Annotated in this window: 18 protein-coding genes, 1 tRNA gene and 3 pseudogenes; 20 read left to right on the top strand and 2 right to left on the bottom strand. The window is 69.2% G+C overall.

Going from position 1 to position 23,119, the window contains the following annotated elements:
* The first annotated feature begins 329 nt into the window (after nucleotides 1–329).
* Together ACZ4EF_RS26930 and ACZ4EF_RS26925 are read left to right on the top strand one after the other, a co-directional pair.
* Nucleotides 330–1,214 (top strand): RICIN domain-containing protein, encoded by an 885-nt coding sequence (locus ACZ4EF_RS26930; RefSeq protein ID WP_467506617.1) that lies wholly within the window; start codon nucleotides 330–332, stop codon nucleotides 1,212–1,214.
* A gap of 792 nt (nucleotides 1,215–2,006) precedes the next feature.
* Nucleotides 2,007–2,945, top strand: a complete 939-nt coding sequence (locus ACZ4EF_RS26925) for a phosphotransferase (protein WP_467506616.1) — start codon at nucleotides 2,007–2,009, stop codon at nucleotides 2,943–2,945.
* A gap of 10 nt (nucleotides 2,946–2,955) precedes the next feature.
* Here ACZ4EF_RS26925 and ACZ4EF_RS26920 read toward each other — a convergent pair.
* Nucleotides 2,956–4,205, bottom strand: a pseudogene (locus ACZ4EF_RS26920) (hypothetical protein).
* Between the two features lie 382 nt (nucleotides 4,206–4,587).
* Between ACZ4EF_RS26920 and ACZ4EF_RS26915 the strand changes: the two are divergent.
* The 10 genes and pseudogenes from ACZ4EF_RS26915 to ACZ4EF_RS26870 form a co-directional block, all read left to right on the top strand.
* A complete protein-coding gene (locus tag ACZ4EF_RS26915) occupies nucleotides 4,588–5,097 on the top strand; it encodes a bifunctional DNA primase/polymerase (protein ID WP_467506646.1) in 510 nt (169 codons plus the stop codon).
* Entirely contained in the window at nucleotides 5,087–5,377 is a 291-nt protein-coding gene (locus ACZ4EF_RS26910) for a hypothetical protein (protein ID WP_467506615.1), read from the top strand. The genes ACZ4EF_RS26915 and ACZ4EF_RS26910 overlap by 11 nt, the downstream gene beginning before the upstream one ends.
* 98 nt (nucleotides 5,378–5,475) lie before the next feature.
* A complete protein-coding gene (locus ACZ4EF_RS26905) occupies nucleotides 5,476–5,718 on the top strand; it encodes a hypothetical protein (protein WP_467506614.1) in 243 nt (80 codons plus the stop codon).
* Between the two features lie 419 nt (nucleotides 5,719–6,137).
* Nucleotides 6,138–6,701: a DUF6932 family protein gene (locus tag ACZ4EF_RS26900; RefSeq protein WP_467506613.1), complete on the top strand. Its 564-nt coding sequence runs from the start codon at nucleotides 6,138–6,140 to the stop codon at nucleotides 6,699–6,701.
* A 91-nt stretch (nucleotides 6,702–6,792) separates the two neighbouring features.
* Nucleotides 6,793–7,629, top strand: a complete 837-nt coding sequence (locus tag ACZ4EF_RS26895) for a hypothetical protein (RefSeq protein ID WP_467506612.1) — start codon at nucleotides 6,793–6,795, stop codon at nucleotides 7,627–7,629.
* Nucleotides 7,630–7,855: 226 nt separating this feature from the next.
* Nucleotides 7,856–8,134 (top strand): hypothetical protein, encoded by a 279-nt coding sequence (locus ACZ4EF_RS26890; protein WP_467506611.1) that lies wholly within the window; start codon nucleotides 7,856–7,858, stop codon nucleotides 8,132–8,134.
* A 13-nt stretch (nucleotides 8,135–8,147) separates the two neighbouring features.
* The gene (locus ACZ4EF_RS26885; RefSeq protein ID WP_467506610.1) at nucleotides 8,148–8,342 is read left to right on the top strand and encodes a hypothetical protein; all 195 of its coding nucleotides are present in this window, start codon (nucleotides 8,148–8,150) and stop codon (nucleotides 8,340–8,342) included.
* Between the two features lie 158 nt (nucleotides 8,343–8,500).
* Nucleotides 8,501–8,749 (top strand): hypothetical protein, encoded by a 249-nt coding sequence (locus tag ACZ4EF_RS26880; protein ID WP_467506609.1) that lies wholly within the window; start codon nucleotides 8,501–8,503, stop codon nucleotides 8,747–8,749.
* A pseudogene (locus ACZ4EF_RS26875) lies at nucleotides 8,746–9,273 on the top strand (replication initiator); the annotation flags it as partial. The gene ACZ4EF_RS26880 and the pseudogene ACZ4EF_RS26875, both read left to right, overlap by 4 nt.
* A gap of 46 nt (nucleotides 9,274–9,319) precedes the next feature.
* Nucleotides 9,320–9,955, top strand: a pseudogene (locus ACZ4EF_RS26870) (site-specific integrase); the annotation flags it as partial.
* Nucleotides 9,956–10,890: 935 nt separating this feature from the next.
* On the opposite strand, the gene ACZ4EF_RS26865 reads toward ACZ4EF_RS26870, so the two are convergent.
* Nucleotides 10,891–10,962 (bottom strand) — tRNA-Arg (locus tag ACZ4EF_RS26865).
* Nucleotides 10,963–11,151: 189 nt separating this feature from the next.
* On the opposite strand from ACZ4EF_RS26865, the gene ACZ4EF_RS26860 reads away from it, so the two are divergent.
* From ACZ4EF_RS26860 to ACZ4EF_RS26825, 8 genes are all read left to right on the top strand, one after another.
* On the top strand, nucleotides 11,152–11,544 hold the full coding sequence (locus tag ACZ4EF_RS26860) for a response regulator transcription factor (RefSeq protein ID WP_391122650.1): 393 nt from the start codon (nucleotides 11,152–11,154) through the stop codon (nucleotides 11,542–11,544).
* A 286-nt stretch (nucleotides 11,545–11,830) separates the two neighbouring features.
* Nucleotides 11,831–12,817, top strand: coding sequence for an ArgS-related anticodon-binding protein NrtL (gene nrtL / locus ACZ4EF_RS26855; RefSeq protein ID WP_401723574.1), 987 nt, complete (start codon nucleotides 11,831–11,833; stop codon nucleotides 12,815–12,817).
* A gap of 100 nt (nucleotides 12,818–12,917) precedes the next feature.
* Nucleotides 12,918–14,309: a diaminopimelate decarboxylase gene (gene lysA / locus ACZ4EF_RS26850; RefSeq protein ID WP_355344221.1), complete on the top strand. Its 1,392-nt coding sequence runs from the start codon at nucleotides 12,918–12,920 to the stop codon at nucleotides 14,307–14,309.
* Between the two features lie 335 nt (nucleotides 14,310–14,644).
* Nucleotides 14,645–15,937, top strand: a complete 1,293-nt coding sequence (locus ACZ4EF_RS26845; protein WP_355344218.1) for a homoserine dehydrogenase — start codon at nucleotides 14,645–14,647, stop codon at nucleotides 15,935–15,937.
* Nucleotides 15,938–15,957: 20 nt separating this feature from the next.
* A complete protein-coding gene (thrC, locus tag ACZ4EF_RS26840; protein WP_355344215.1) occupies nucleotides 15,958–17,052 on the top strand; it encodes a threonine synthase in 1,095 nt (364 codons plus the stop codon).
* Nucleotides 17,053–17,506: 454 nt separating this feature from the next.
* Complete coding sequence (gene thrB / locus ACZ4EF_RS26835) at nucleotides 17,507–18,430, top strand: homoserine kinase (RefSeq protein ID WP_467506608.1); 924 nt, start codon at nucleotides 17,507–17,509, stop codon at nucleotides 18,428–18,430.
* Between the two features lie 341 nt (nucleotides 18,431–18,771).
* Entirely contained in the window at nucleotides 18,772–20,838 is a 2,067-nt protein-coding gene (gene rho / locus ACZ4EF_RS26830) for a transcription termination factor Rho (protein WP_355344209.1), read from the top strand.
* A 310-nt stretch (nucleotides 20,839–21,148) separates the two neighbouring features.
* Complete coding sequence (locus ACZ4EF_RS26825) at nucleotides 21,149–22,918, top strand: trypsin-like serine protease (RefSeq protein WP_467506607.1); 1,770 nt, start codon at nucleotides 21,149–21,151, stop codon at nucleotides 22,916–22,918.
* The last annotated feature ends 201 nt before the right edge of the window (nucleotides 22,919–23,119 follow it).

Raw genomic sequence — 23,119 nt, 5'->3', positions numbered from 1 at the left:
CACCGGATCCGCGAGAGGAACCGCCGTAGCGGGGTGCGCGCGCCGTGTGATACTCGTGGTGCGCAAGGGGAGTGGGGGACTCCGGTCACCAAGCGGTACGGGCGCCGTCGCGCACGGCACGCGGCCGGTGGACGCCGCACCGGGCCGGGCGGCGCCGTCCCGCCGGTCCTTCTGCTCATTCCGTGCCCATTCCGTGCCCATCCGGTTTCGGGGGCGGCCGTTGGCCTCGGTCCTGGTGCTTGACTGGCCGGGTGTGACCTGAGGGCCTTCATGTGCGTCTGAGCGATGGGCATCTCTTTGTTGGACTCTTGGCGAGTGGGGAACGGGCGTTGAGCGACACCGATCAGGACGAGGCGAAGCGGCGGCGGCGGGCACGGTTCGTCGAGGTGCTCACGAGCAGTGCCCGCCAGCCGGGGGAGCGTTCCCGGCTGGGCTCCAGGGTCGCGGGCGCCACGGCCGTACTGGCGCTCGCCGCGGGCGCCACCATGGGGATCGGCGCCTGGCGCGGCCACCAGGCCGACCAGGACGCGAAGGAGCTCACGGCCGCGCAGACCAAGGCGGCCGACCGGCTCGCCCACCTCCCCACCGGCTCCGTCAGCCCGACCGCGAAGAAGCCGACGCCGAAGCCGTCGCACTCCGCCACGCCCAAGGTGCCGGTCCACACCACCCACTCGCCGACGCCTTCGCCGAAGCGGTCCAAGAAGGCGACCGCCACTCCCACGCCGACCATCGCCGTCTACCCCTCCACCGCGCTGCTCCTGAACGCCGCGACGGCGCTGTGCGCCGACATCCCCTACTTCGGCGCGGGCAAGGTCGGCGGGTCCGTCAACACCCACAAGTGCGACGGCACCAGCAACGACAACCAGATCTGGAACATGCGCGTCCAGCCCGTCGGCAAAGGCCCCGGCGGCACCGACCTCGTCCTCTTCGTCAACGCCAAGGACGATCTCTGCCTCGACATGCCCAACCGCGGCCCCCAGCCCGCCGGCACCACCCTCAACGAGGCCAACTGCGACGGCACCCTCGCCGACAACCAGCTCTGGTGGCTCGAACCCGTCGGCAACAGCGCCGTCCACATCCGCAGCTTCATCAGCGGCAACCTCTGCATCCGCCCCGGCAACGTCAGCCCCGGCGGCTCCGACCGCCGCCTCATGATCGCCACCTGCGGCACCAACGACGAGTCCCGCTGGTTCCTCTACCCCGTCTCCGCCTGACCCCGCCCCCCGCCCCTCCCTCGCCAACGCATGAACGCACTCCGGTGAGGTGCACAACTGGTGCGGTCCCCGTCAGCTTTCGCCGAATCCAATCGCGGCGGTTGAGCGTGAACAGATAGCATCCGCGCTGCCGAGGGGGGTGCGTATGACATTGGTGAAAAAGGGATCACGACGGATCGTGGTCGATGGCGTGACCTACCGGTGGCGGCTGCGGCGCAGGCCGACGTACGACCAGCTCCTCGGCTGGGCGCCTTGCACATACGCGGTCGAACGCGCTGATCGGTCCGGCGCAGTTCTCACCGTCAGAACAGATCAACCGCACATGCGGAACGCGGTCCATTCGGCGGGCAGCCCGGTGCTCCCATCAGATGTCGCCTCCGCTGTGCGCGCTGCCCTCACACGTGGCTGGGCCCCCGAGAACCCCGGTCCCCTGTTCCGTCTCGACCAGTCGGAAGCCTTCTCCCCTTGGCCTGGATAGACGTTCACCGACCCGTCGTGACCTGCGATCACTGGCAAACGGCCGCCGCGGTCCGCCGCATCCGGCCGCACATACGCAAAGCCCCCGACCTCACCGCTGACGCTGCTGGCAGGGTCTTTTGACACCCCTGGCGAAGTGCCCCCGAGCAGGATGCGAACCTGCGCACACAGCTCCGGAGGCCAGCGAGGCCGTTGACTGTCGCGGGGCGCTGAGCTGGGCGGGAGCCGTGGCTGTCGCTTGCCGTGGGGAAGATCATCACGTCCCTATGACGTGAGGGCCTGTAGGGGTCCCCGTACACCCGTATCGTCAGTCGCATGGTGTCTGGTGCGGCTGGCGACGGTCAAACAGGTAGTGGAGCTGTGGAGTTCACGGCCGAGACGACCCTCGCCGTGTTGCGTGAGGCATGCGCGTCGATCGGCCTGGACTCGACCGGTGCCCGGTTGCTGAGGCTCGGCTCCAACGCGGTGTACGCCCTTGCCGACCGGCCGGTGATCGTACGTATCGCTGCCGATCCCGATGCGCTGGCAGAGATGGAGCGTGCCGTCCGGGTAGCCCGATGGCTGGGTGCGGAGGACTTCCCGGCGAACCGCGTGCTGGCGGGGGTGTCGCAGCCAGCGGTGGTCGACGGGCGTGTGGTCACGTTCTGGGAAAGCGTCCAGGACGCGGAAGAGTACGCGACCGTGACCGAGCTGGCCGACCTGTTGAAGCGGCTTCACTGGTTGGAGGAGCCGGAGTCGCTGGGGCTGCCGTACTTCGATCCGATGGCGAAGGTGCGGGCCTCGCTGAATGGTCTCGGTGACGGCGTCCACCCGGAAGACGCGGCGTTTCTCGCTGAGTTGGCCGACCAGTTGGAGAAGGATTACGGCCGGCTCGACTTCGTTCTGCCCTTCGGCCTGATCCACGGCGACGCGAACATCGGCAACGTGCTCCGCGCCCGCTCCGGGCAGGCGGTCCTCATCGACCTCGACGGCTTCGCGCTGGCCCCGCGTGAATGGGACCTGATCCTCACCGCGATTTACTACGACCGGTACGGGTGGCACACGCGGGAGCAGTACGAGTCCTTCGTCCACCACTACGGCTTCGACGTCATGAACTGGCCCGGCTACCCGGTCCTCGCCGACCTGCGCGAGCTGATGATGACGCTCTGGATGGGTGGGAAGGCCGCGGTCGAGCCGAGGGCAGCCGAGGAGTTCGCCCGCCGCGTGAAAGCGATCCGCACAGGCGCCACACGCCGTGATTGGCGTCCCTTCTGACTACGCACTCCTACGCACTTTCGCGGCCGGTCGCCAGCCATAGCCGGTGGTCTGCCGCCTGTTCGTGCAGCTCACGCACAGCGGTGGTCGTGCCATGCGGGGTCAGCGCGGCACGAAACTCGCGTAGGTAACTGACGCACCGGGCGGACCGGAGCTGCTCGCCCAGGTCCAGCGCGTCCAGGGCCACCCGGCACGCCTCCTCGACGTCGCCCGCCCAGAGATGCGCGTCGGCGAGCACCATCGTCACGAAGAAGTCCGACCGTACGTGGCTGCCGCTCATCGCGTTCCCGGCGTGCTCGACGGCCTGGCGGGCGCTGTTGACGTCGCGGAAGCAGTGCGCGGCCTCGGCGGCGAGTTCAGCGTCATCGAAATAGGTGATCCACTCCGGCTCGTCGCCGGAGTTGCGGCGGTCCAGGAAGCGCGCCGCCTCGGTGAGGGCTTGTTCGCAGCCGCGCTTGTCGCCGGTCCGGGCCAGGGCCCGTGCCTCCATTGCGTGGAACTGCGCCATGAGCGTGGGCGTGGCCACGCCCGAGATGCCCATACGTGCCGCACGGGCAAGTGTCGCCGCCTCCGTATGGCGGCCGAGGAACGTGGCCTGGTGGCTCATCGCCGACAGGATGCTGCCCGCGAGCCGGCGGTCGCCGCCGTCCTGTGCGAAGCGAAGCGCTTGCAGGAAATACCGCTGAGCGAGTCCGTGGTGGCAGGCGTCGTACGACATCCACCCGGCAGGAGCGTCGCTTCGGCGACCGTGGAGAACAGTGCGCGACCAACGCCCTCGGTGTACCGGCCGCCGAGCAGCGGCGCTACATCGCGGCTGAGGTACTGGATCACCGCATGCCGGGCGTGCTCGCCCCCAAACTGGTCGTCCAGCGAGGCGAACGTATCGCTGGTGGCCTTTACCATGGCTACGTCCGCCAGACCGACGCGCGAACTCGTACGGTCGGCGGCCTGCGTCGGCGCCGGCTCGGGCGCGACCAGCCACCGTAACGACGCGTCGCTCCAGGCATGTTCGGATGGCTCTGAGGTCAACAGCGGCTCGTAGCCGTTCAGATCGGCTCGCCACAGGCGGTCAACGGCCGAGACCGCCGCGTCCGGCGTCGGCGGATAGCGGGCTTCGAGGAGTTGGGGCTCACCGTCGACCGCGCTCGGCCGGAGCCCCAATTCGGTTCCGGTGACGCCGAGCGCATCGCAAAGGAGCGGACCGTAGAACTCGTCGGGCTGGCTGTGCCCGTTCTCCCAACTCGCAATGCGACGCTTCACGCTGGCGTCCGTAGGAAGTGCGCTTCCACGCTGGTGCGCAGCCCGACGCAGCTCGTTGACGAGCCTCAGTTGGCCCCATCCTCGTTGCTTTCGCGCTGCCCGGATCTGGGCGCCGTCTCCGCCGATCACGTATCCCACCCGGCCTCTTCGCTGCGTCGCGCGATTAGTGGCTGACTCATCACCTTACGTGATCGATGCGTTACGCGCTTGATCTCGCCGCAGACTGAGGGACCGGCGGGGGGACGGCGGATGACGCGTACTGCTCCTGCTCGTCACCTCACGTCATCTGTCGTCATCTGCCCAGCTCAGGGGGCGCGGTTCGAGGCTGGTCGTGGTGGCGGACAGTCCGCGGCCGGACGCTTTGGGGTGATGGCGCGTGCAGATGATGACACGCCGCGGAATCGAATGGCTGAGTTTGGCGTCGGAGGACCCGACGCAGTGCCGCATGATGTGGCTCGACGACCCGCGACAGCCCCAACTCGTCGCCACCGGAGCGCTTTTCGATGTCCTGGCCGTCGATCAACAGACGGGGATGGAGACGTTCGACCAACTCCGGCGCCGCGGAATGCCGGTCGGCGCGGTGATGGTCGATCGCGGGGCGAGCCGGATGGGTTTCTTCCTGCCGCCCGAGTCCGGGCCGCGCTTCGTGGGCTCGCTGTCTCGCGAAACCTCGACCCCTCCCGAATACCGCATCCTCAGCGAGGGCTCGTACATCGTCGTCCCCGGCCCAATGGCCCTGACCGGCGACCGCTTCGAGTGGCTGAACGCACCCACCCACTCCCAGCACGGCTCGCCGCTGCAAACCGTCGCCCTGGCCGTGATGCTCGCCGCCTCCGCCAAACTTCTCGCCCGCGCTGAAAAGTACGGCCAGGAGACAGCCGATGCCGAGTGACGGGCGACAGGAGCGTGACGCGGCCCTCTGGTCGCCGATCGACAGCCACGAGTGGTACGCGGCCCGCGATGCCGTGACTTCCCTCCGCCGCGTGCTGGTCGCCCTTGGCATGGAACGGGACTTCCCCTTCCTCCGCGCCGACATGAACGCCTTCGGCCACGGCTTCATCGACCTCGGCCGCATCTCCCCAGAAACCGCCGAACGCCTCGCCGCACTCCTCCGCCTCGGCATCGCGGCCGTCCGCAACCCGTCATCAGGAGACGAGGGGGAGCCGACATGACCGACCCACGTGGCGTGTGCGCCAGCCCCGCTGAGTCTCTTGCTCCGGGAGTGCCTTACGTCCGCGGCTGGTCTGAGGGCCGGCGTGCCACAGAAGCCTTGGCGGAACAACTCCGCTCAGCAGAACTTTCGGACGACTTCACCACGCTGAAGGCCGACGTCAACGTCTTCGGCGAGGACTTGGTGTGCCTGGGCACGATCCGCCCCGAGGTCGCCGTACGGTTGGCCAGCCTGCTCACCGTCGGCCTCCTGGCCGAGCAACTGGACGAATGGTCCCACGAAAACGGCATCGACCCCAACGGCGCACCGTGGCGGACAGGTATCCCGCAGAGCCGCCCCTGAGCCCCTCTGCTCGTCACGAAGGTCACACCGTGGCCGCTTCCGGGTGAGACCGGCGCCTCAGCGCCGCAGCCCAACCCGGAAGCAGCCACCGCACGTGGAAGCGCATCCCTAGTTTGGAAGACGAGTGCGGCACCCCAGTTGTGACCTGGGAAGGCCCCATGCAGGGCCTGCGGGGCGTCCGGACCGCCGTTCTCCGTGGTTCCCCCTGGCGTGCCCCTCAGGCGGGCACGCAGCGGGCACGGGCCGCCGCCCTGCTAGAAGCGTCACCTGATTGGTGGTCTTCCATACCCGGCGTGCGACCCGCAGGGGCGCGCAGGGGGCATGCTGGAATCGTGTCATAAGGGTGCCTGAGGCCAGAGCGGCGCGCTAGCCTCAGGCTCTTGCACCGTGCGTGCGAGGCTGCGCGGAGGGGGTCAGATATGCCGATACCTGAGCTAGTGGCTGCAACGGGGAGGCTGCCGCTTGGTCGCTACCAATGCACCGAAGAGGAGATCAAGCAAGCGTTTGTTGAAGGCGATAAATTCAGCTCGTCAACAACTAGAGTGAATATTTGGAATGATTGGGAGACTGCGCGAGATACCATTACGAGTATCGTTCCCGTGCACGCTGTCTGGGTTGCAGGAAGTTTTACAACTTCGAAACTTGACCCTGGTGACATTGACGTCGTCTTCATTGTTAATGGAATCGAGTATGAAGCTCTGACGGACACAAATAAGTCTATCGTTGCTGCCTTTGCGAGTGGTGGTGCTGGGGCGGCTGTACATGGGCTTCAGGTAGACTCTTTTATTATTCCATGGGCTTGCTTTCCTATGCCGACGGTGAACGGTAATCCTGCCGAGTTGCAATATTTCGCCATGCGAGGCTATTGGGACGATTGGTGGCTCCGGGATCGCAGCGGGCCTAAAGGTGCACTGCCAGTTTCAGCCGATGCCATCCCCCGTCGTGGTTATTTGGAGGTGCCATACCGTGACTACCTCTCATGAAAGAGCCGCTGCCCTACGGGCTCGGCTGGCTGCGGCGAATCTTGACGTTCCACGGACGAGCGAGGAGCTTGGTAGCGCGAGCCTGCAAGCAATGCTGCGCGACTCTGGTATTTCCCATGTCGATCAGGGTCCTAAGCTCGAAGTGCGAATGCACGGACGGTCCATCCCGGGGCACGAGGTCCCGGTTCGGGAAGCGACGTCGATTCTTGGCTCTCTGCAAGAGGTAGTGTCCGCCTGTGGTCAGGCTCTAGCTAAGAAGGCGACGGCTGCGGGGAGTATCCATACGGCTATCCTCAAGGCCACTGAGCTCCGACTGTCACCGGCACTCGGTTTCGGATCAGTTGTTTTCCATCTGGGCGGCGCATCGGAAGAAATCACCGGCAATGAGATCCCGGAGCTGACGGGTTCACCGACATTGCTGGATACGACGTTCCGTAGCCTTTTTGGTCTTCTGAACGTGGTAGAGAAGGATGAACTGGCAGAGGCTAAAACAGTCGATGATCTGCGCCGGCTTGGCCCGCGAACCGTGAAGCATCTAAATGATCTAGCAGAGGAATTGACTGAGTCAGAAATTGATATCGACCTGTCTTGGCGAAACGGTCTGGATCGATCGGGCGCTCGTTTGGGTCGTCGTGGAGCCCTAGCCCTCCGGGACGCTATTCAGCGAACTAGGGAAGAGATCTCACCTCAGACCTTTCGGGGAACGCTTTCAACTGTGAGCACCGTTGTTTTCCCTCAGCTCATCTTGGAAGACGGCAAGAGGATCAACCTTGTTGTGGATCCCGACCTGGCTGCTCACCTAGGGGCTTATTACAACCAGTTGGTCGAAGTTGAAGTAGACCAGAAACGGATCTGGTCCCTCACTACCGGGCGAGAAACCTTTCAATATACCCTCACTAGAATTGAATTGCTCAAAAATCTGGGCTGAGCGATAGGCGAATACGCCCACTTTAGGTCGGTGGAGCGGGTTTGGGCGGGAGCTGCCATGGGGTGAGAGATCGGGGCCAGTAAGCTTCCGGCGACTCGGGCAGTCTCTGGACCTGCCCGCAATGGCCCGATGTTGGCCCCGATCTTCGAGGCTCGCCCCATGGTGGCTGCGCGCTCAACTCGGTGGCCGGGTCTGCCATCGGGTCGCCGATCCCGGTACAGCGGAGATGGCGCTCGGCGACCTCAACCCCGATGCCCTCAAGGCCGCTCAAGCCATCCGTCCCGACCAGGCCGGCACCGCCGTACTGGCCTCCGGCGACGGCTGGGAACGCGCCCGCTCGCACCTGATCTCGGAGACGGATGCGGAGTCAACGGCGGCCGCGTACGCACACCTGACGCCGTACCTCGCCGAACTGCAAGACGCGTCAGGCGACTTCGGCCCGGCCAAGAGCGCCGCAGTCACAACCGCCGTCCTGGAACGCCTCGACCGCGACGACGACGCGTGAGAGGGGGCGGACCGTGTTGGTGTCCATGTCGGCCGTCGTACTGCTCGGCCTCCTCATCTGGTTCCTGCTGCGCATCCGCTACCTGCGGCTCCCGGACGTCCTGATCAGCGGGATCTTCGGCTTCCTGCTCGCCGCGACCGGTGCGGCCCCGCTCATCACCACCGCGCTGACCGGCCTGAGCACCTTCCTCGGCCAACTGCGCTTCTGACGAACCCCTCCTGCACGACGAAGGGGACAGCCATGCCCAGATCCAGGCCCGCGCGCTTATGCGCGGACGGCTCCCAGCGGGGCGCGAAGTCGCCAAACCCGACCCCGCCAGGAGCCCACTCCATCCGCCACATGAGCAGTGAAAGGAGCACTCACACTGTGTCCACCGCCAACCGCCCGCGCAAATCGCGCCTGCCTGACTGCGAGTTGCGGGAGCCGGAACGCCCGACGTGCGACGGCCGGGAACAAGTCGTCATGGTCGGCCTCGACGGCTTCGAACGCTGGCTGTGCCCGGCGCACGCCGCCGCGCTCTGGCTGACCGACCCCACACTGAGGTTCAGCGCCAAGACCCGTCCGGAAGCCATCACGGCTGTCATGTGGCAGGCGTTCGGGGGCGGTCGTCGATGAACGCGACTCCGAATAGCGTGGCCTCCCTCATCGCCAGGGCGGCAGAGTCCGACTTCGCGGCCTGGCGCCGGAACATCCTCCGTCTCAACGGCTGCGCCAATCCGATTCACCTCGTCGGGCAGTCGGCGTTCATCGACCCCCGCACAGGCGAGGTGCTGTGGACGCACGACTCCCAGTCGTACGGCGGGCGCCTCCTGGTCGCGTGCGGCAATCGTCGGGCGAGCGTCTGCCCGGCCTGCGCGCGTACGTACCGGGCCGACACGTACCAACTGATCCGGGCCGGGCTCGTCGGCGGCAAGTCGACTCCTGTCGTCGTGGCGGGGCGCCCGCGGGTCTTCGTCACGCTGACGGCTCCCGGCTTCGGGCCGGTTCACACCCGACGCGAACGGAACGGCCGACAGCTTGCGTGTCGTCCGCGTCGGGCGGGGGAGCGGTGCCCGCACAGTGCTTTGGTCGGCTGTCACGTGCACCACCCGTCGGACGATCTTCGCCTCGGCGAGCCGCTGTGCCCGCGATGTTACGACTACGCGGGGGCTGTCCTCTGGCAGGTGCACGCGGGTGCTCTCTGGCACCGCTTCGCTGTATGTCGGTCGCTTCGACCGTGCCACCGGGCGCCGACTGCAAGCGTTCTTCGGCTGCCTCTACTACGCAGCGCTGCGGCCGGGGGAGGCGCTGGGCCTCCGCTGGTCCGACTGCACCCTGCCGGAGTCGGGATGGGGGCGCATCGAATTGGCCGAGACGCGGCCCTCCGTCGGCAAGGCGTGGACGGACTCTGGCGAGGCGCACGACCGGCGCGGTCTCAAGCAGAGGGAGAAGGACGAGGTGCGGGTCGTGCCGATCCCGCCGCCGCTGGTTCGAACGCTCCTCGACCACATCAAGGTGTTCGGCACGGCGGACGATGGGCGCCTTTTCCAGAGCGAGTACGGCAACGTCGTTGCTGCCTCCTCGTACTCCCGCGTCTGGAAGCAGGCCCGAGAGCTTGGGCTCCTGCCCACTCAGGTGGCCTCGGTGATGGCGGCCCGGCCGTACGACCTCCGCCACGCGGGCGTCTCCCGGTGGCTCAACTCCGGCGTACCCGCCCCGGAGGTCGCCGCCCGCGCGGGTCACTCGGTAGACGTGCTGTTGAAGATCTACGCGAAGTGCATCGACGGTCAGGAAGCTGAAATGAACGACCGAATCATGCAAGGGCTCGGAGAGAAGCAGTAGACGGACTGAACCGCAACACCGTATGCCGTTCAGGAGTCCCAGAGTGATCCGGGGCTCCCGAACGTTTTCGCGTAAAGCGTGATCGACCTTGTGGCGGCCTAACGTAGGACTCGATCATTGAGGCATGAGTGGATTAGATGGCCTTCTCGGCCAAACGGCGAGCGCTCTCTTTGGGACATTTGTCGGCGGAGCGGTCACGTTCTTCGTCACTCGCTGGCAGCTTACGAGGACGATCTCAGCAGAAGCACAGCTTGCTTCGAGCCAACGGCTCGCCGACGCACAGTCGGCGACCCACGAGCGAGAGGGAGCCGCTGCTCGGCTACTGCTTGAACGACTTGCCGATCTTTACGCCTGGCTCCCTTCCCTCCCCGACGTCGGACTCGACCAACCTAGGCAGAGCAGCCATGCGCGCGATCAATGCGTATCGGCAATGGAGTCCGTACGGAGAGGTACGTACACGGAACTGCTCGTGATCCAGGACGGCGAAGTACGCCGCAGATACCGCGATCTGGTGAAGCTCGCCTACGACGTCGGGTGGCGGGGGATCGGACGGCCTCATAGGCAAAGGCAGATACGTGATGTGCGGGACTACTTGCGGTACATGCAGGCAACGCTCTCCGCAGTGATCGATGGGGCACCCATTCCCGCCGCTGCAGGGACTCCTGCGCTGGATCGAGCAGAGACGGCACCCTGGGTACCACCGGATCTTGGACCGGACTGGATGGATCCTGCGGACCTGAGTTGATGCATGGCGTCGGGTGCACGCCGTTCGCGTTCTGCTTTGCTAGCTGCTCTGACGTGCGAGAGCCCTCATCAAGATCATTACGTGATCGCTGGCAAACGGCTGCCGCAAGCCGCCTCCGGCTGCGCATACGCAAAGACCCCGACCTCAGCGTTGACGCTGGTGGCGGGGTCTTTTGGCACCCAGTGCAGGGTGCCCCCGGCAGGATTCGAACCTGCGCACACGGCTCCGGAGGCCGTTGCTCTATCCCCTGAGCTACGGGGGCGACGGGAAGAACATTAGCAGGTTGGGGGAGGTGGGCCGGACAGGGTTTGGGTGGGGGAGGGGAGGTGGGGGGTGCTGGGGGGAGGGGGGTTCACCCGTGGCGGGGAAGAAATGGGCAAAACGCGGACGCATCGAGAGGGGCACGCCTACTCTTCGAGGTGTGGCGGGTGCGTCCGGCCGGGTGCTTGTTGTGGATGACAACAAGGTGATCCGGCAACTGATCAGGGTCAACCTGGAGCTGGAGGGCTTCGAGGTCGTGACCGCGGCTGATGGTGCCGAGTGCCTGGAGATCGTGCACAGTGTGCGGCCGGATGTGGTGACGCTGGATGTGGTCATGCCGCGGCTGGACGGGGTACGGACGGCGGCGCGGCTGCGGGCGGACCCGGATCCGGAGACGCGGCGCGTGGGCATCGTCATGGTGAGCGCCGGGTCCCTGCCGGAGGGGACGGGCGGGGTGGACGCCTATGTCGCGAAGCCCTTCGAGCCCGCCGACCTCGTGGAGACCGTACGTGGGCTGGTCCGGCGCGGCCCCGTGCCGCCCGAGCCCCGCGGGCAGACGGCTTCCGCACCCGGTTCCGCGTAAGCCCGGTGCCTGGACAGGGCTGGGGACCGTACCCGAGCCCGTTCGGCAGGGGCCCGTTCCGTAAGGCGAGAGTGCCGCGCCCGCCCCGCCCCGCCCCACAAGGCCGGTCGGGCCTGGCACCTGCCCCCGCGTAGAGCTAGCGCCGCACCCCGCACCGGCCCGTGCGGCCCCCGCCCTGCCTCCCGCGTCGAAAGACGCCCCCGCCCCCCCCGCAAAGCCGCGGCCGCGACCCCCCTGGGAAAACCCGGTCGCCCCCGGGCCCACCCCCTCGCCTAGGCTTTGCCGCGTGACCCCCGCTGAGCTGTCCCGCACCGTGTTGAGTACGGTGCGCCGTGCCGTCGCGGCGGGGGAGCTGGGGGTGGAGGTGCCGGAGCGAGTCGTGGTGCAGAGGCCCCCACGGCCGGGATGCGGGGACTACGCGACGAACGTGGCGTTGCAGCTCGCGGGAGCCGCGGGGCGCCCGCCGCGACAGGTCGCGGAGATCCTCAGCAGGCGGCTCAGCGCCGAGCCCGGCATCGCGCTGGTCGAGATCGCGGGCCCCGGCTTCCTCAACATCACCCTCAACGCGTGGGCGTACGCGGACGTCGTCCGGCAGGTGCGCGCCCAGGGCCCGGAGTACGGGACCGGGGATGGCCTGGCCGGTGAGGCCGGCGGCGTGGCCGCGGACGAAGGGGCCGTACGGGCCCAGGCCGTCGCCGAGGCCGTGAACCGGCTGCTGCGCGCCGCGGGCGCCGCACCCGCAGCCGCCGAGGAACGCGTGACGGCGGCCGAACCCCAGGACGACCCCGTCGCCCGCCTCGGCCCCGACGCCGCCCGCTGGTCGCTGCTCCGGCCGCCCGCCGAGGACCCGCCCCGTACGGACGACACGTTCCTCGCGCAGCGCGAGAGCAACCCGCTCTTCCGTATCCGCTACGCCCACGCCCGCACCCGCGCGCTGCTCCGTAACGCCCATGACCTGGGCGTGGAGATCGAGAGCACGGTGGACGACCCGTACCACCACCCCGCGGAGACCGAACTGCTCGGCCTGATCGCCGACTTCCCCCGCGTCATCGAGACCGCCGCACGGCGCCGCGCGCCCGACCGGCTCGCCCGCCATCTGGAACGGCTGTCCGACGCCTTCCTCCGCTTCCACGACGAGTGCCCCGCGCTGCCGAAGGGCGACGAGAAACCCTCGGCCGTCCACGCCGCCCGGATCCGGCTCGCCGACGCCACCGGCATCGTGCTCGCCAACGGCCTCCACCTCCTCGGCATCAGCGCTCCCGACCGCGTCTGACGGCCGGAAGCCCGGCGAGCGACAGCGGGCCGACGACGAGGCCGGTCCACAACCCAGCACCCCATAAAACAACCCCCGATCTGCGAAGAAAGACGACACCGTGAGCCGTTCCGCACACCCCGCCGGGCCCCGCCACGCCGATGTGCTGCCCGAGGGCCACTACGCCGCCCCGCCCGCCGACCTCAACACCCTCGACACCCGCGTCTGGTCCCGCACCGTCACCCGTAACGCCGACGGCGCCGCCGAAGTCGGCGGCCTGGACGTGCGCGCGCTCGCCGAGGAATACGGCACGCCCGCGTACATCCTCGACGAGGCGGACTTCAGGGCCCGCTGCCGCGCGTGGCGGGCGGCCTTCGGGCACGACGCGGACGTCTTCTACGCGGGCAAGGCGTTCCTGTCCCGCGCGGTCGTGAAGTGGCTGCACGAGGAGGGGCTGAATCTGGACGTCTGCTCCGGTACGGAGCTGGCGGTGGCGCTGGAGGCGGGGATGCCCGCCGAGCGGATCGCGCTGCACGGCAACAACAAGTCCACCGCGGAGATCGAGCGCGCGGTGGAGACCGGCGTCGGCCGGATCGTGCTCGACTCGTTCCAGGAGATCGCCAGGGTCGCCGCGGAGGCGGACCGGCAGGGCAAGCGGCAGCGCGTGCAGATCCGGGTGACGGTCGGCGTCGAGGCGCACACCCACGAGTTCATCGCGACCGCGCACGAGGACCAGAAGTTCGGTCTCGCGCTGGCGGGCGGGCAGGCCGCGGAGGCGGTCCGCCGGGTGCTGAAGCTGGAGAGCCTCGAACTGGTCGGCATCCACAGCCACATCGGCTCGCAGATCTTCGACATGGCCGGCTTCGAGGTGGCCGCCCGCCGTGTCGTGTCGCTGCTGGCGGAGGTACGCGACGAGCACGGCGTCGAGCTGCCCGAGATCGACCTCGGCGGCGGCCTCGGCATCGCGTACACCACCGACGACGACCCGCGCGAGCCGCAGGAGATCGCCAAGGCGCTCGGCGAGATCGTCACCCGCGAGTGCGAGGCGGCCCGGCTCGCGGTGCCCCGGCTCTCGGTCGAGCCGGGCCGCGCGATCGTCGGACCGACCGCCTTCACGCTGTACGAGGTCGGCACGATCAAGCCGCTGGACGGCCTGCGCACGTACGTCAGCGTCGACGGCGGCATGTCCGACAACATCCGCACCGCGCTCTACGACGCCGAGTACAGCGTCTCGCTGGTGTCCCGTACGAGTGACGCCGAGCCGATGCTCAGCCGGGTCGTCGGCAAGCACTGCGAGAGCGGCGACATCGTCGTCAAGGACGCCTTCCTCCCCGCCGACCTCGCGCCCGGCGACCTGCTCGCCGTACCGGCCACCGGCGCGTACTGCCGGGCCATGGCCAGCAACTACAACCACGCGCTGCGGCCCCCGGTGGTCGCGGTCACCGACGGCCGGGCGCGGGTGATCGTCCGCCGCGAGACGGAGGACGACCTGCTGCGGCTGGACGTCGGCTGACCCCGAAGGTGCCGAAAAGGCCGCGGAAAAGCCGCCGAAGAGCCGCCGAAATGCCGCCAGACGCCGCCGGGACGCCGGCAGCGCGAAGCGCCCGCGATGGTGAAGAATTCACCGTCCCCGCAAGCACGTTGAGGCGATTCGGCAGTACGAGGGCCCGCTGACGCGTAATCTCACGGGCCGAACGCGCTCGGTGACGTGAAATATCGCCGGGTGAACGGCCGGTCTCACTCACCGGACAGGGCGTGGCATCTCCCGTCCGGTGAGTGAGACTGGTTCCCATCCAAGAGCTGTACGGACCCCGGGTCCGCACGGAGCTGTACGAGAGACGAGGTCGGATGATGCGTACGCGTCCGCTGAAGGTGGCGCTGCTGGGCTGTGGAGTGGTCGGCTCAGAGGTCACGCGCATCCTCACGACGCAGGGCGCCGACCTCGCCGCGCGGATCGGTGCCCCCATCGAACTGGCCGGGATCGCGGTACGCCGCCCCAACCGGGTCCGCGAGGGCGTCCCCGCCGAACTCCTCACCACGGACGCGACCGCCCTGGTCAAACGGGGCGACATCGACGTCGTCGTCGAGGTCATCGGCGGCATCGAGCCGGTCCGCACGCTGATCACCACCGCCTTCGAGCACGGCGCGTCCGTGGTCTCCGCGAACAAGGCGCTGCTCGCCGCCGACGGCGCGAAGCTGCACGCCAAGGCCGCCGAGCACGGTGTCGACCTGTACTACGAGGCCGCCGTCGCCGGGGCGATCCCGCTGATCAGGCCGCTGCGCGAGTCGCTCGCGGGCGACAAGGTCAACAGGGTGCTGGGCATCGTCAACGGCACGACGAACTTCATCCTCGACAAGATGGACTCCACCGGCGCCGGGTACAGCGAGGCGCTGGACGAGGCGACCGCGCTCGGATACGCCGAGGCCGACCCGACCGCCGACGTCGAGGGCTTCGACGCCGCCGCGAAGGCCGCGATCCTCGCCGGAATCGCCTTCCACACCCGCGTGACCATCGACGACGTGCACCGCGAGGGCCTCACCGAGGTCACCGCCGCCGACATCGCGTCCGCGCGGAAGATGGGCTGCACGGTGAAGATGCTCGCCATCTGCGAGCGCCGCCCCGACGGGCGCTCGGTGACCGCGCGCGTCCACCCCGCGATGATCCCGCTCAGCCACCCGCTGGCCTCGGTGCGCGAGGCGTACAACGCGGTCTTCGTCGAGGCGGAGGCGGCCGGGCGGCTGATGTTCTACGGTCCTGGTGCGGGCGGTGCACCCACCGCCTCCGCCGTCCTCGGCGACCTGGTGGCCGCCTGCCGCAACAAGCTGGCGGAGACCACCGGCGCCGGCGAGTCCGCGTACACGCAACTGCCGGTGAGCCCGATGGGCGATGTGGTCACCCGCTACCACATCAGCCTCGACGTGGCGGACAAACCGGGCGTCCTGGCTCAGGTCGCGACGGTCTTCGCCGAGCACGACGTGTCCATCGACACGGTGCGGCAGCAGGGTAAGGACGGCGAGGCCTCCCTCGTCGTCGTCACTCACCGCGCGCTCGACTCCGCCCTCTCGGCGACGGTCGCCAGCCTGCGGAAACTCGACACCGTACGCGGCGTCGCCAGCATCATGCGCGTGGAAGGGGAGTAGGGCCCGCTATGAACAGCACCATGAACAACGGAACCGTCGACCGGCCCCGAATGTCGGGCACCCACCAGTGGCGCGGCATCATCGAGGAGTACCGGGACCGGCTGCCGGTCGCCCCGGGCGCCCCGGTGGTCACGCTGCTGGAGGGTGGCACCCCGCTGGTCCCCGCCCAGCTCCTGTCCGAGCTGACCGGCTGTGACGTCTTCCTGAAGGTCGAGGGCGCCAACCCCACCGGCTCCTTCAAGGACCGGGGCATGACCATGGCCATCTCCAAGGCCAAGGAAGAGGGCGCGCAGGCCGTCATCTGCGCCTCGACCGGCAACACCTCGGCGTCGGCCGCCGCCTACGCGGTGCGCGCGGGCATGGTCTGCGCGGTGCTGGTGCCGCAGGGCAAGATCGCGCTCGGCAAGATGGGCCAGGCGCTGGTGCACGGCAGCCGCATCCTCCAGGTCGACGGCAACTTCGACGACTGCCTCGACCTGGCGCGCGGGCTGAGCGAGAAGTACCCGGTGGCGCTGGTCAATTCGGTCAACCCGGCCCGTATCGAGGGGCAGAAGACCGCCGCCTTCGAGATCGTCGACGCGCTCGGTGTCGCCCCCGACATCCACCTCCTCCCGGTCGGCAACGCGGGCAACATCACCGCGTACTGGAAGGGGTACAGCGAATACGCGGCGGACGGTGTGTCCGCCTCGCGCCCGCGGATGTGGGGCTTCCAGGCACACGGCGCCGCGCCGATCGTCAACGGCGCGCCGGTACGTCAGCCGCAGACGATCGCCACCGCGATCCGGATCGGCAACCCCGCGTCCTGGCAGCAGGCCGAGCAGGCCCGCGACGAGTCCGGCGGCCTCATCGAGGCCGTGACCGACCGTCAGATCCTGGCCGCCTACCGGCTGCTGGCCGCGAAGGAGGGCGTCTTCGTCGAGCCCGCCTCCGCCGCCTCGGTCGCCGGGCTGCTCAAGGCCCGCGAAGAGGGCAAGGTGGATCCCGGTCAGCGGATCGTCTGCACGGTCACCGGGAACGGGCTCAAGGACCCCGGGTGGGCCGTGGAGGGTGCTCCGCAGCCGGTGATCGTGCCGGTCGATGCCGATGCTGCTGCGCAGCGGCTCGGGCTGGTCTGAGCCGGGCCGTCCCCGGGGCGGGACGCGCCCCGCCAGGGGTGCGGGGAACTGCGCGCTCAGCCACCGACGGTGGCGCGGCCTAACAACCGGCCCCAGCGGGGCAGTTGCGGCTGTTTCCGGGCTGACAGCCCGGTGGGGGCTTGTCGCGCAGTTCCCCGCGCCCCTGAAAAGATCGGCTCGCCGTCCTCGGCGGTGCGGCGCCCCGGAAAAGATCGGCTCGCCGTCATGGGGAAGCGTGCCGCAGGCACGGGGCGCACAGGGGAGGGGCGACACGCATCACGCGCTCTTCGTGCGCCCTATGTCGCAGGAGAACCTTCCTTCGATAGGCTTACCTCAGCGGCACCGCAGTGTGCCCGACTCCGGCAGTTGCCAATGGGCAGTGCCTCCCCCGCCCCGCCGCCCGGCGATGACGCCGCGCCCGCAGGGCGAACCGCACGAGGAGATTCGTCGAACGATGGCCGGTCCCGCGTTCCGCGCCGCCGCAGTACGAGTGCGCGTCCCCGCGACCAGCGCCAATCTGGGCCCCGGTTTCGACGCCTTCGGCCTGGCGCTCGGCCTGTACGACGACGTCGTGGTCCGCGTCGCCGACTCCGGCCTGCACGTGGACATCGCGGGCGAGGGCGCCGACACCCTGGCCAGGGACGAGAAGCACCTGGTCGTACGGTCGTTGCGGACCGCCTTCGACCTGCTGGGCGGTCAGCCGCGCGGCCTCGAGGTGGTGTGCGCCAACCGCATTCCGCACGGCCGCGGCCTGGGTTCGTCCTCCGCCGCCATCTGCGCGGGCATCATCGCCGCCCGCGCGGTGAGGATAGGCGGCCCCGCCGTACTCGACGACATCGCGCTGCTGGAGCTGGCCACCGAGATCGAGGGCCACCCCGACAACGTCGCCGCCTGCCTGATGGGCGGCTTCACCCTGGCGTGGACCGAGGGCGGCGCGGCCCGCGCGATCCGGCTGGACCCGGCGCGCTCGCTGGTCCCCGTGGTGTTCGTGCCCGCCACCCCCCTGCTCACCGAGACCGCCCGCGGGCTGCTGCCGCGTACCGTCCCGCATGTGGACGCCGCGGCCAACGCGGGCCGGGCCGCGCTGCTGGTGGAGGCGCTCACCCGGCGCCCCGAGCTGCTGCTGCCCGCCACCGAGGACCGCCTGCACCAGGACTACCGCGGGCCCGCCATGCCCGAGAGCCTGGCGCTGGTGAACCGGCTGCGCGCCGACGGCGTACCGGCCGTGATCTCCGGTGCGGGACCCACGGTGCTGGCGCTCACCGAGGAGGGCGCCGCCGACAAGGTCACCCGGCTCGCCGGCGAGGGCTGGGCGGCCAACCGTCTGGCGCTCGACACGGCCGGAGCCAGTGTCCTGCCGCTCGCAGGGGGGCAGTGACACGATTGCCGGTCGTAGAGAGGGGGAATGTTTGTTGGATCCGGTAGTGTTAACCTCAAGCCTGCATTCGACGCCCAATGGGCGCGATGCACTGTGTCCCTTCCGTGGGACCGCTTATCTTCCGGGAGCCTCCCACACCGCATAGGCAGCAGTCCTGCGCAGTGTCGAGCACGCTCCGGAGTCGGCACCAGAACCCTTGTCGTGCCGAGCCCCGAATGTATTTCTGCCGCCGTCAGGCGGACCACCGCCCCGGCTCTGAGCAGCGGAAACGCCCAGATCCGGACAGCACGACCGGTCGCCGAGCCAGACAGGCCGACGTCCGCTCCAGGGAAGGACCCTTCGTGAGCGACACCACCGATCTGATGGGCGTGCGCGCAGAGAACTCTGTCGCCGCGTCCGATGCCGACGCGCCTGCTACCGGTGCTGCCACGGCCAGTGCCTCACGGCGACGCCGGTCCGGGACCGGTCTTGACGGCATGGTCCTGGCCGAGTTGCAGCAGCTCGCCTCCGGTCTCGGGATCAAGGGCACCGCGCGGATGCGCAAGAGCCAGTTGATCGAGACCATCAAGGAGAAGCAGGCGGGCGGCGGCGCCGCGACGGCCCAGGCCGCCGCGCCCGCGGCAGAGGCCCCCGCGGCCGAGAAGCCCAAGCGCCGCGCGACGTCGCGGGCCCGGCTGGCCGAGGCGCCCGCCGAGGCGGACGGTGCGGCCAAGGCCGCCCCCGCCAAGGCCGCCGCCACCGCGCCCGCGGAGCCCCAGCAGATCGAGATTCCCGGCCAGCCCGCCGGTGAGCAGGCCAAGTCGGCCGCGAAGGCCGAGCGCGCCGCCGAGGCCGCCGCCGACACCGCGGAGGGCAAGACCGACAGCCGTACCGAGGCCAAGGACGCCAAGGGCGACGGCAAGCAGCAGCAGAACGGCGGCGGCGCCGCCGGGTCCGGCGACGAGCGCCAGGACCGGCAGCGCGGCCAGCGCGGCGACCGCCGTGAGCGGCAGCGCGACCGCCGCGGGCGCGGCGAGGACGGCGCCGAGGGCGGCAACCGCGACGGCGGCAACCGGCAGAACCGCGACCGCGGCGACCGGGGCAACCAGCAGCAGGGCGGCGGCCAGGGCGGCCAGAACCAGCAGCAGGGCGGCCAGGGCGGCGGCGGCAACGCGCAGGACGACGACGAGTTCGGCGACGGTCGCGGCCGTCGGCGCGGGCGCTACCGCGACCGCCGCGGGCGGGGCAACCGCCGCGACGAGTTCGGCGGCGGCGAGGTCCAGGTCTCCGACGACGACGTGCTGATCCCCGTCGCGGGCATCCTGGACATCCTCGACAACTACGCCTTCATCCGGACCTCCGGCTACCTGCCGGGTCCCAATGACGTGTACGTCTCGCTCGCCCAGGTCCGCAAGAACGGCCTGCGCAAGGGCGACCACGTCACCGGCGCCGTACGGCAGCCCAAGGACGGCGAGCGCCGCGAGAAGTTCAACGCGCTGGTCCGGCTGGACTCCGCGAACGGGATGGGCGCCGACTCCGGCCGCGGCCGTCCGGAGTTCAACAAGCTCACGCCGCTGTATCCGCAGGACCGGCTCCGTCTGGAGACCGACCCGGGCGTGCTGACCACCCGGATCATCGACCTCGTGTCGCCGATCGGCAAGGGCCAGCGCGGTCTGATCGTGGCCCCGCCGAAGACCGGCAAGACCATGATCATGCAGGCCATCGCCAACGCGATCACCACGAACAACCCCGAGTGCCACCTGATGGTCGTCCTGGTCGACGAGCGTCCCGAAGAGGTCACCGACATGCAGCGGTCGGTGAAGGGCGAGGTCATCTCCTCGACCTTCGACCGCCCCGCCGAGGACCACACCACGGTCGCCGAGCTGGCCATCGAGCGGGCCAAGCGGCTCGTGGAGCTGGGTCACGACGTGGTCGTGCTGCTCGACTCCATCACCCGTCTGGGCCGCGCGTACAACCTGGCGGCGCCCGCTTCCGGCCGCATCCTGTCCGGTGGTGTCGACTCGACCGCGCTCTACCCGCCGAAGCGGTTCTTCGGCGCGGCGCGCAACATCGAGGACGGCGGCTCGCTGACCATCCTGGCCACCGCGCTGGTCGAGACCGGCTCGCGGATGGACGAGGTGATCTTCGAGGAGTTCAAGGGCACCGGCAACATGGAGCTCAAGCTCGACCGCAAGCTCGCGGACAAGCGGATCTTCCCCGCGGTGGACGTCGACCCGTCCGGTACCCGTAAGGAAGAGATCCTGCTGGACCGGGACGAGTTGGCGATCGTCTGGAAGCTCCGCCGCGTTCTGCACGCGCTCGACTCCCAGCAGGCGATCGAGCTGCTGCTGGACAAGATGAAGCAGACGAAGTCCAACGCGGAGTTCCTGATGCAGATCGCGAAGACGACGCCGGGCAACAACGACTGACCTTCCGGTCAGGACAGACGAGAAACAGCTCGGCCCGCCGGTTTCCCGGCGGGCCGAGCTGTTTCTTTGCTCAAACATGTGTTCCCGGCTACCGGTGAGGGTGGTCCGGGCCAAGCTGGCAGTCATATGATCTGCCAGTCGCAGGTGGGGGGAACCATCTTCGGACGTCCGACCCGGCCGCAGGGCTGTGCTTCAGCCTGCCCGCGCCCCTTTTCGCCGACGTCCGGTCAGCTACTCGCTCCTGTGCACATCTCCCGTGCGGCCACCGCCCGTTGGCGGCCGTCGCGCATTTCTACGACAGGAGTTCTGAGTGTTCTCTGCCCATGAGGGCCGGGGGCGCTGGCGGCGCAGCCGTACAGCGGTCCTCGCAGCCACGGTCGCCGCGGGCGCCGTGAGTCTGTTCCTGGCGACGCCGGCCCAGGCCGGCGACCCGCAGCCGCCCGTTCTCCACCCGGCCGGGCACCCCAGTGCGCCGTCCCAGGCGGAACTGCGCGCCCGCGTCGCGGGCGCGGTGGCGGCGGACGACGGCCCGTCCCGCACCAAGCTCTCCGCCGGCCCGCACACGGTCGACCCGAAGATCATCGGCGGCACCACCACGACGATCTCCAGCGCGCCGTGGATGGTCCAGCTCTGGTACTTCGACGACAAGGGCACCGACTCGACGAAGGACGACGACAGCTTCTTCTGCGGCGGCACCGTGGTGTCCCCGTCGAAGATCCTGACCGCCGCCCACTGCGTCGCGGGCCTCAACTGGAATCTGCACGGTGTCGTCATCGGCGGCACCGACCAGCTCCCCACCGACAGCGCCGACGGCACCACCACGGATCTGCACGGCGGTACCGCCACCGGCGTGTGGCGGCAGTGGAGCAACCCGACGTACGACAACCCCGAGTACGACAACGACGTGGCCGTACTGACGCTCGACGTCCCCACGACGGCCAAGCCGCTGCCGATCACCACGGCGACCGACAGCGCCTCGTACGTCACCGGCACCCAGGGAACCGTCTACGGCTGGGGGCGCACCAGCTCCGGCAGCCCGGACCCCTCGCAGACGCTGCGGAAGGCGACCCTGCCGGTCGCCGCGAACACCGCGTGCACAACGGTGTACGGGTCGAGATTCGTCGCGGGCCACATGGTCTGCGCGGGAGCGCCCGCTTCCGGCGCGGACGCCGGGACCACCGCGAGCTGCAACGGTGACTCGGGCGGCCCGCTCGTGGTCGCCGGGAAGCTGGTCGGCGTCGTCTCGTGGGGCACCAAGGACTGTGTCGCGCAGGGCACGTACAGCGTCTTCAGCCGGGTCAGCGCCTACGTCGGCGCCGTCAACCCCCGGATCGACGACGCGAATCTCAGCCTGGACGACAAGGCCGACCTGGTCGCCGTGACACCGGCCGGATCGGCGTACGAGTACGTGTCGACCGGCGGCGCCTTCGCCCCGAAGGCGTCGATGGGCGACTTCAGCGGACTGAACCTGGTCCGTCAGAGCGACCTGGACCGGAACGACTACCAGGACCTGGTCGTCCGCACCACGGACGGCCGGCTGTTCTGGCTGGACGGATACAGCGGTAACAATGTGCTGATCGGTCCGGGCTGGAACGTCATGAAGTCGATCATCACGCCGGGTGACGTCAACGGCGACGGTCTGCCGGACGTGGTCGCCACCGACACCAGCGGGAACTCGTGGCTCTACCCCGGCAACGGCAAGGGCGCCCTCGGCGCCCGCGCCAAGATCGGCGGCGGCTGGGACATCTTCAACGGCCAGATCTACGGCAAGGGCGATCTGACCGGCGACGGCCGTCCCGACATCATGGCGCGGGACAGCGCGGGCGCCCTGTGGCTCTACAAGGGCACGGGCCTCGCGTCCGGGCCCTGGGCGGCCCGTACGAAGATCGGGACCGGCTGGAACGCGTACAACGCCTTCGCGGCCGTCGGTGACATCACCGGCGACGGCAAGGCCGACCTGATCGCCCGGGACGCCTCGGGCACGCTGTGGCTGTACAAGGGCACGGGCTCCGCGTCCGGCCCCTACGCGGCCAAGGTCAAGATCGGGACCGGCTGGAATGCGTACAACCTGTTCGGCTGAGTTTCACGCAGGGTGATCAAAAGAGCGCCCGCGTACCCCCTGACCTGGGGGTACGCGGGCGCTCGCACGTCTTCTCCCGGTCTCCCCGGATGCCGGGAAGGGGAACCTCGGCGGAGGATGGAGCGTCTGACACTTCGGGACGAATGCCCGCGAAGCCCACGGAGACCGTGACGCCGGCGAAGCCCACGAAGACCGTGCACG

This window comes from Streptomyces sp. NPDC025721 (assembly GCF_055558595.1).
This window is presented reverse-complemented; position numbering and strand designations above follow the sequence as displayed.

Coding starts and splice junctions, on each gene's coding strand:
- thrC (WP_355344215.1), top strand. CDS start 15,958: ATGAACAACGGAACCGTCGACCGGCCCCGAATGTCGGGCACCCACCAG.
- ACZ4EF_RS26895 (WP_467506612.1), top strand. CDS start 6,793: ATGCTGCGCGACTCTGGTATTTCCCATGTCGATCAGGGTCCTAAGCTC.
- ACZ4EF_RS26910 (WP_467506615.1), top strand. CDS start 5,087: ATGCCGAGTGACGGGCGACAGGAGCGTGACGCGGCCCTCTGGTCGCCG.
- thrB (WP_467506608.1), top strand. CDS start 17,507: ATGGCCGGTCCCGCGTTCCGCGCCGCCGCAGTACGAGTGCGCGTCCCC.
- ACZ4EF_RS26900 (WP_467506613.1), top strand. CDS start 6,138: ATGCCGATACCTGAGCTAGTGGCTGCAACGGGGAGGCTGCCGCTTGGT.
- ACZ4EF_RS26915 (WP_467506646.1), top strand. CDS start 4,588: ATGATGACACGCCGCGGAATCGAATGGCTGAGTTTGGCGTCGGAGGAC.
- ACZ4EF_RS26890 (WP_467506611.1), top strand. CDS start 7,856: ATGGCGCTCGGCGACCTCAACCCCGATGCCCTCAAGGCCGCTCAAGCC.
- ACZ4EF_RS26925 (WP_467506616.1), top strand. CDS start 2,007: ATGGTGTCTGGTGCGGCTGGCGACGGTCAAACAGGTAGTGGAGCTGTG.
- ACZ4EF_RS26845 (WP_355344218.1), top strand. CDS start 14,645: ATGATGCGTACGCGTCCGCTGAAGGTGGCGCTGCTGGGCTGTGGAGTG.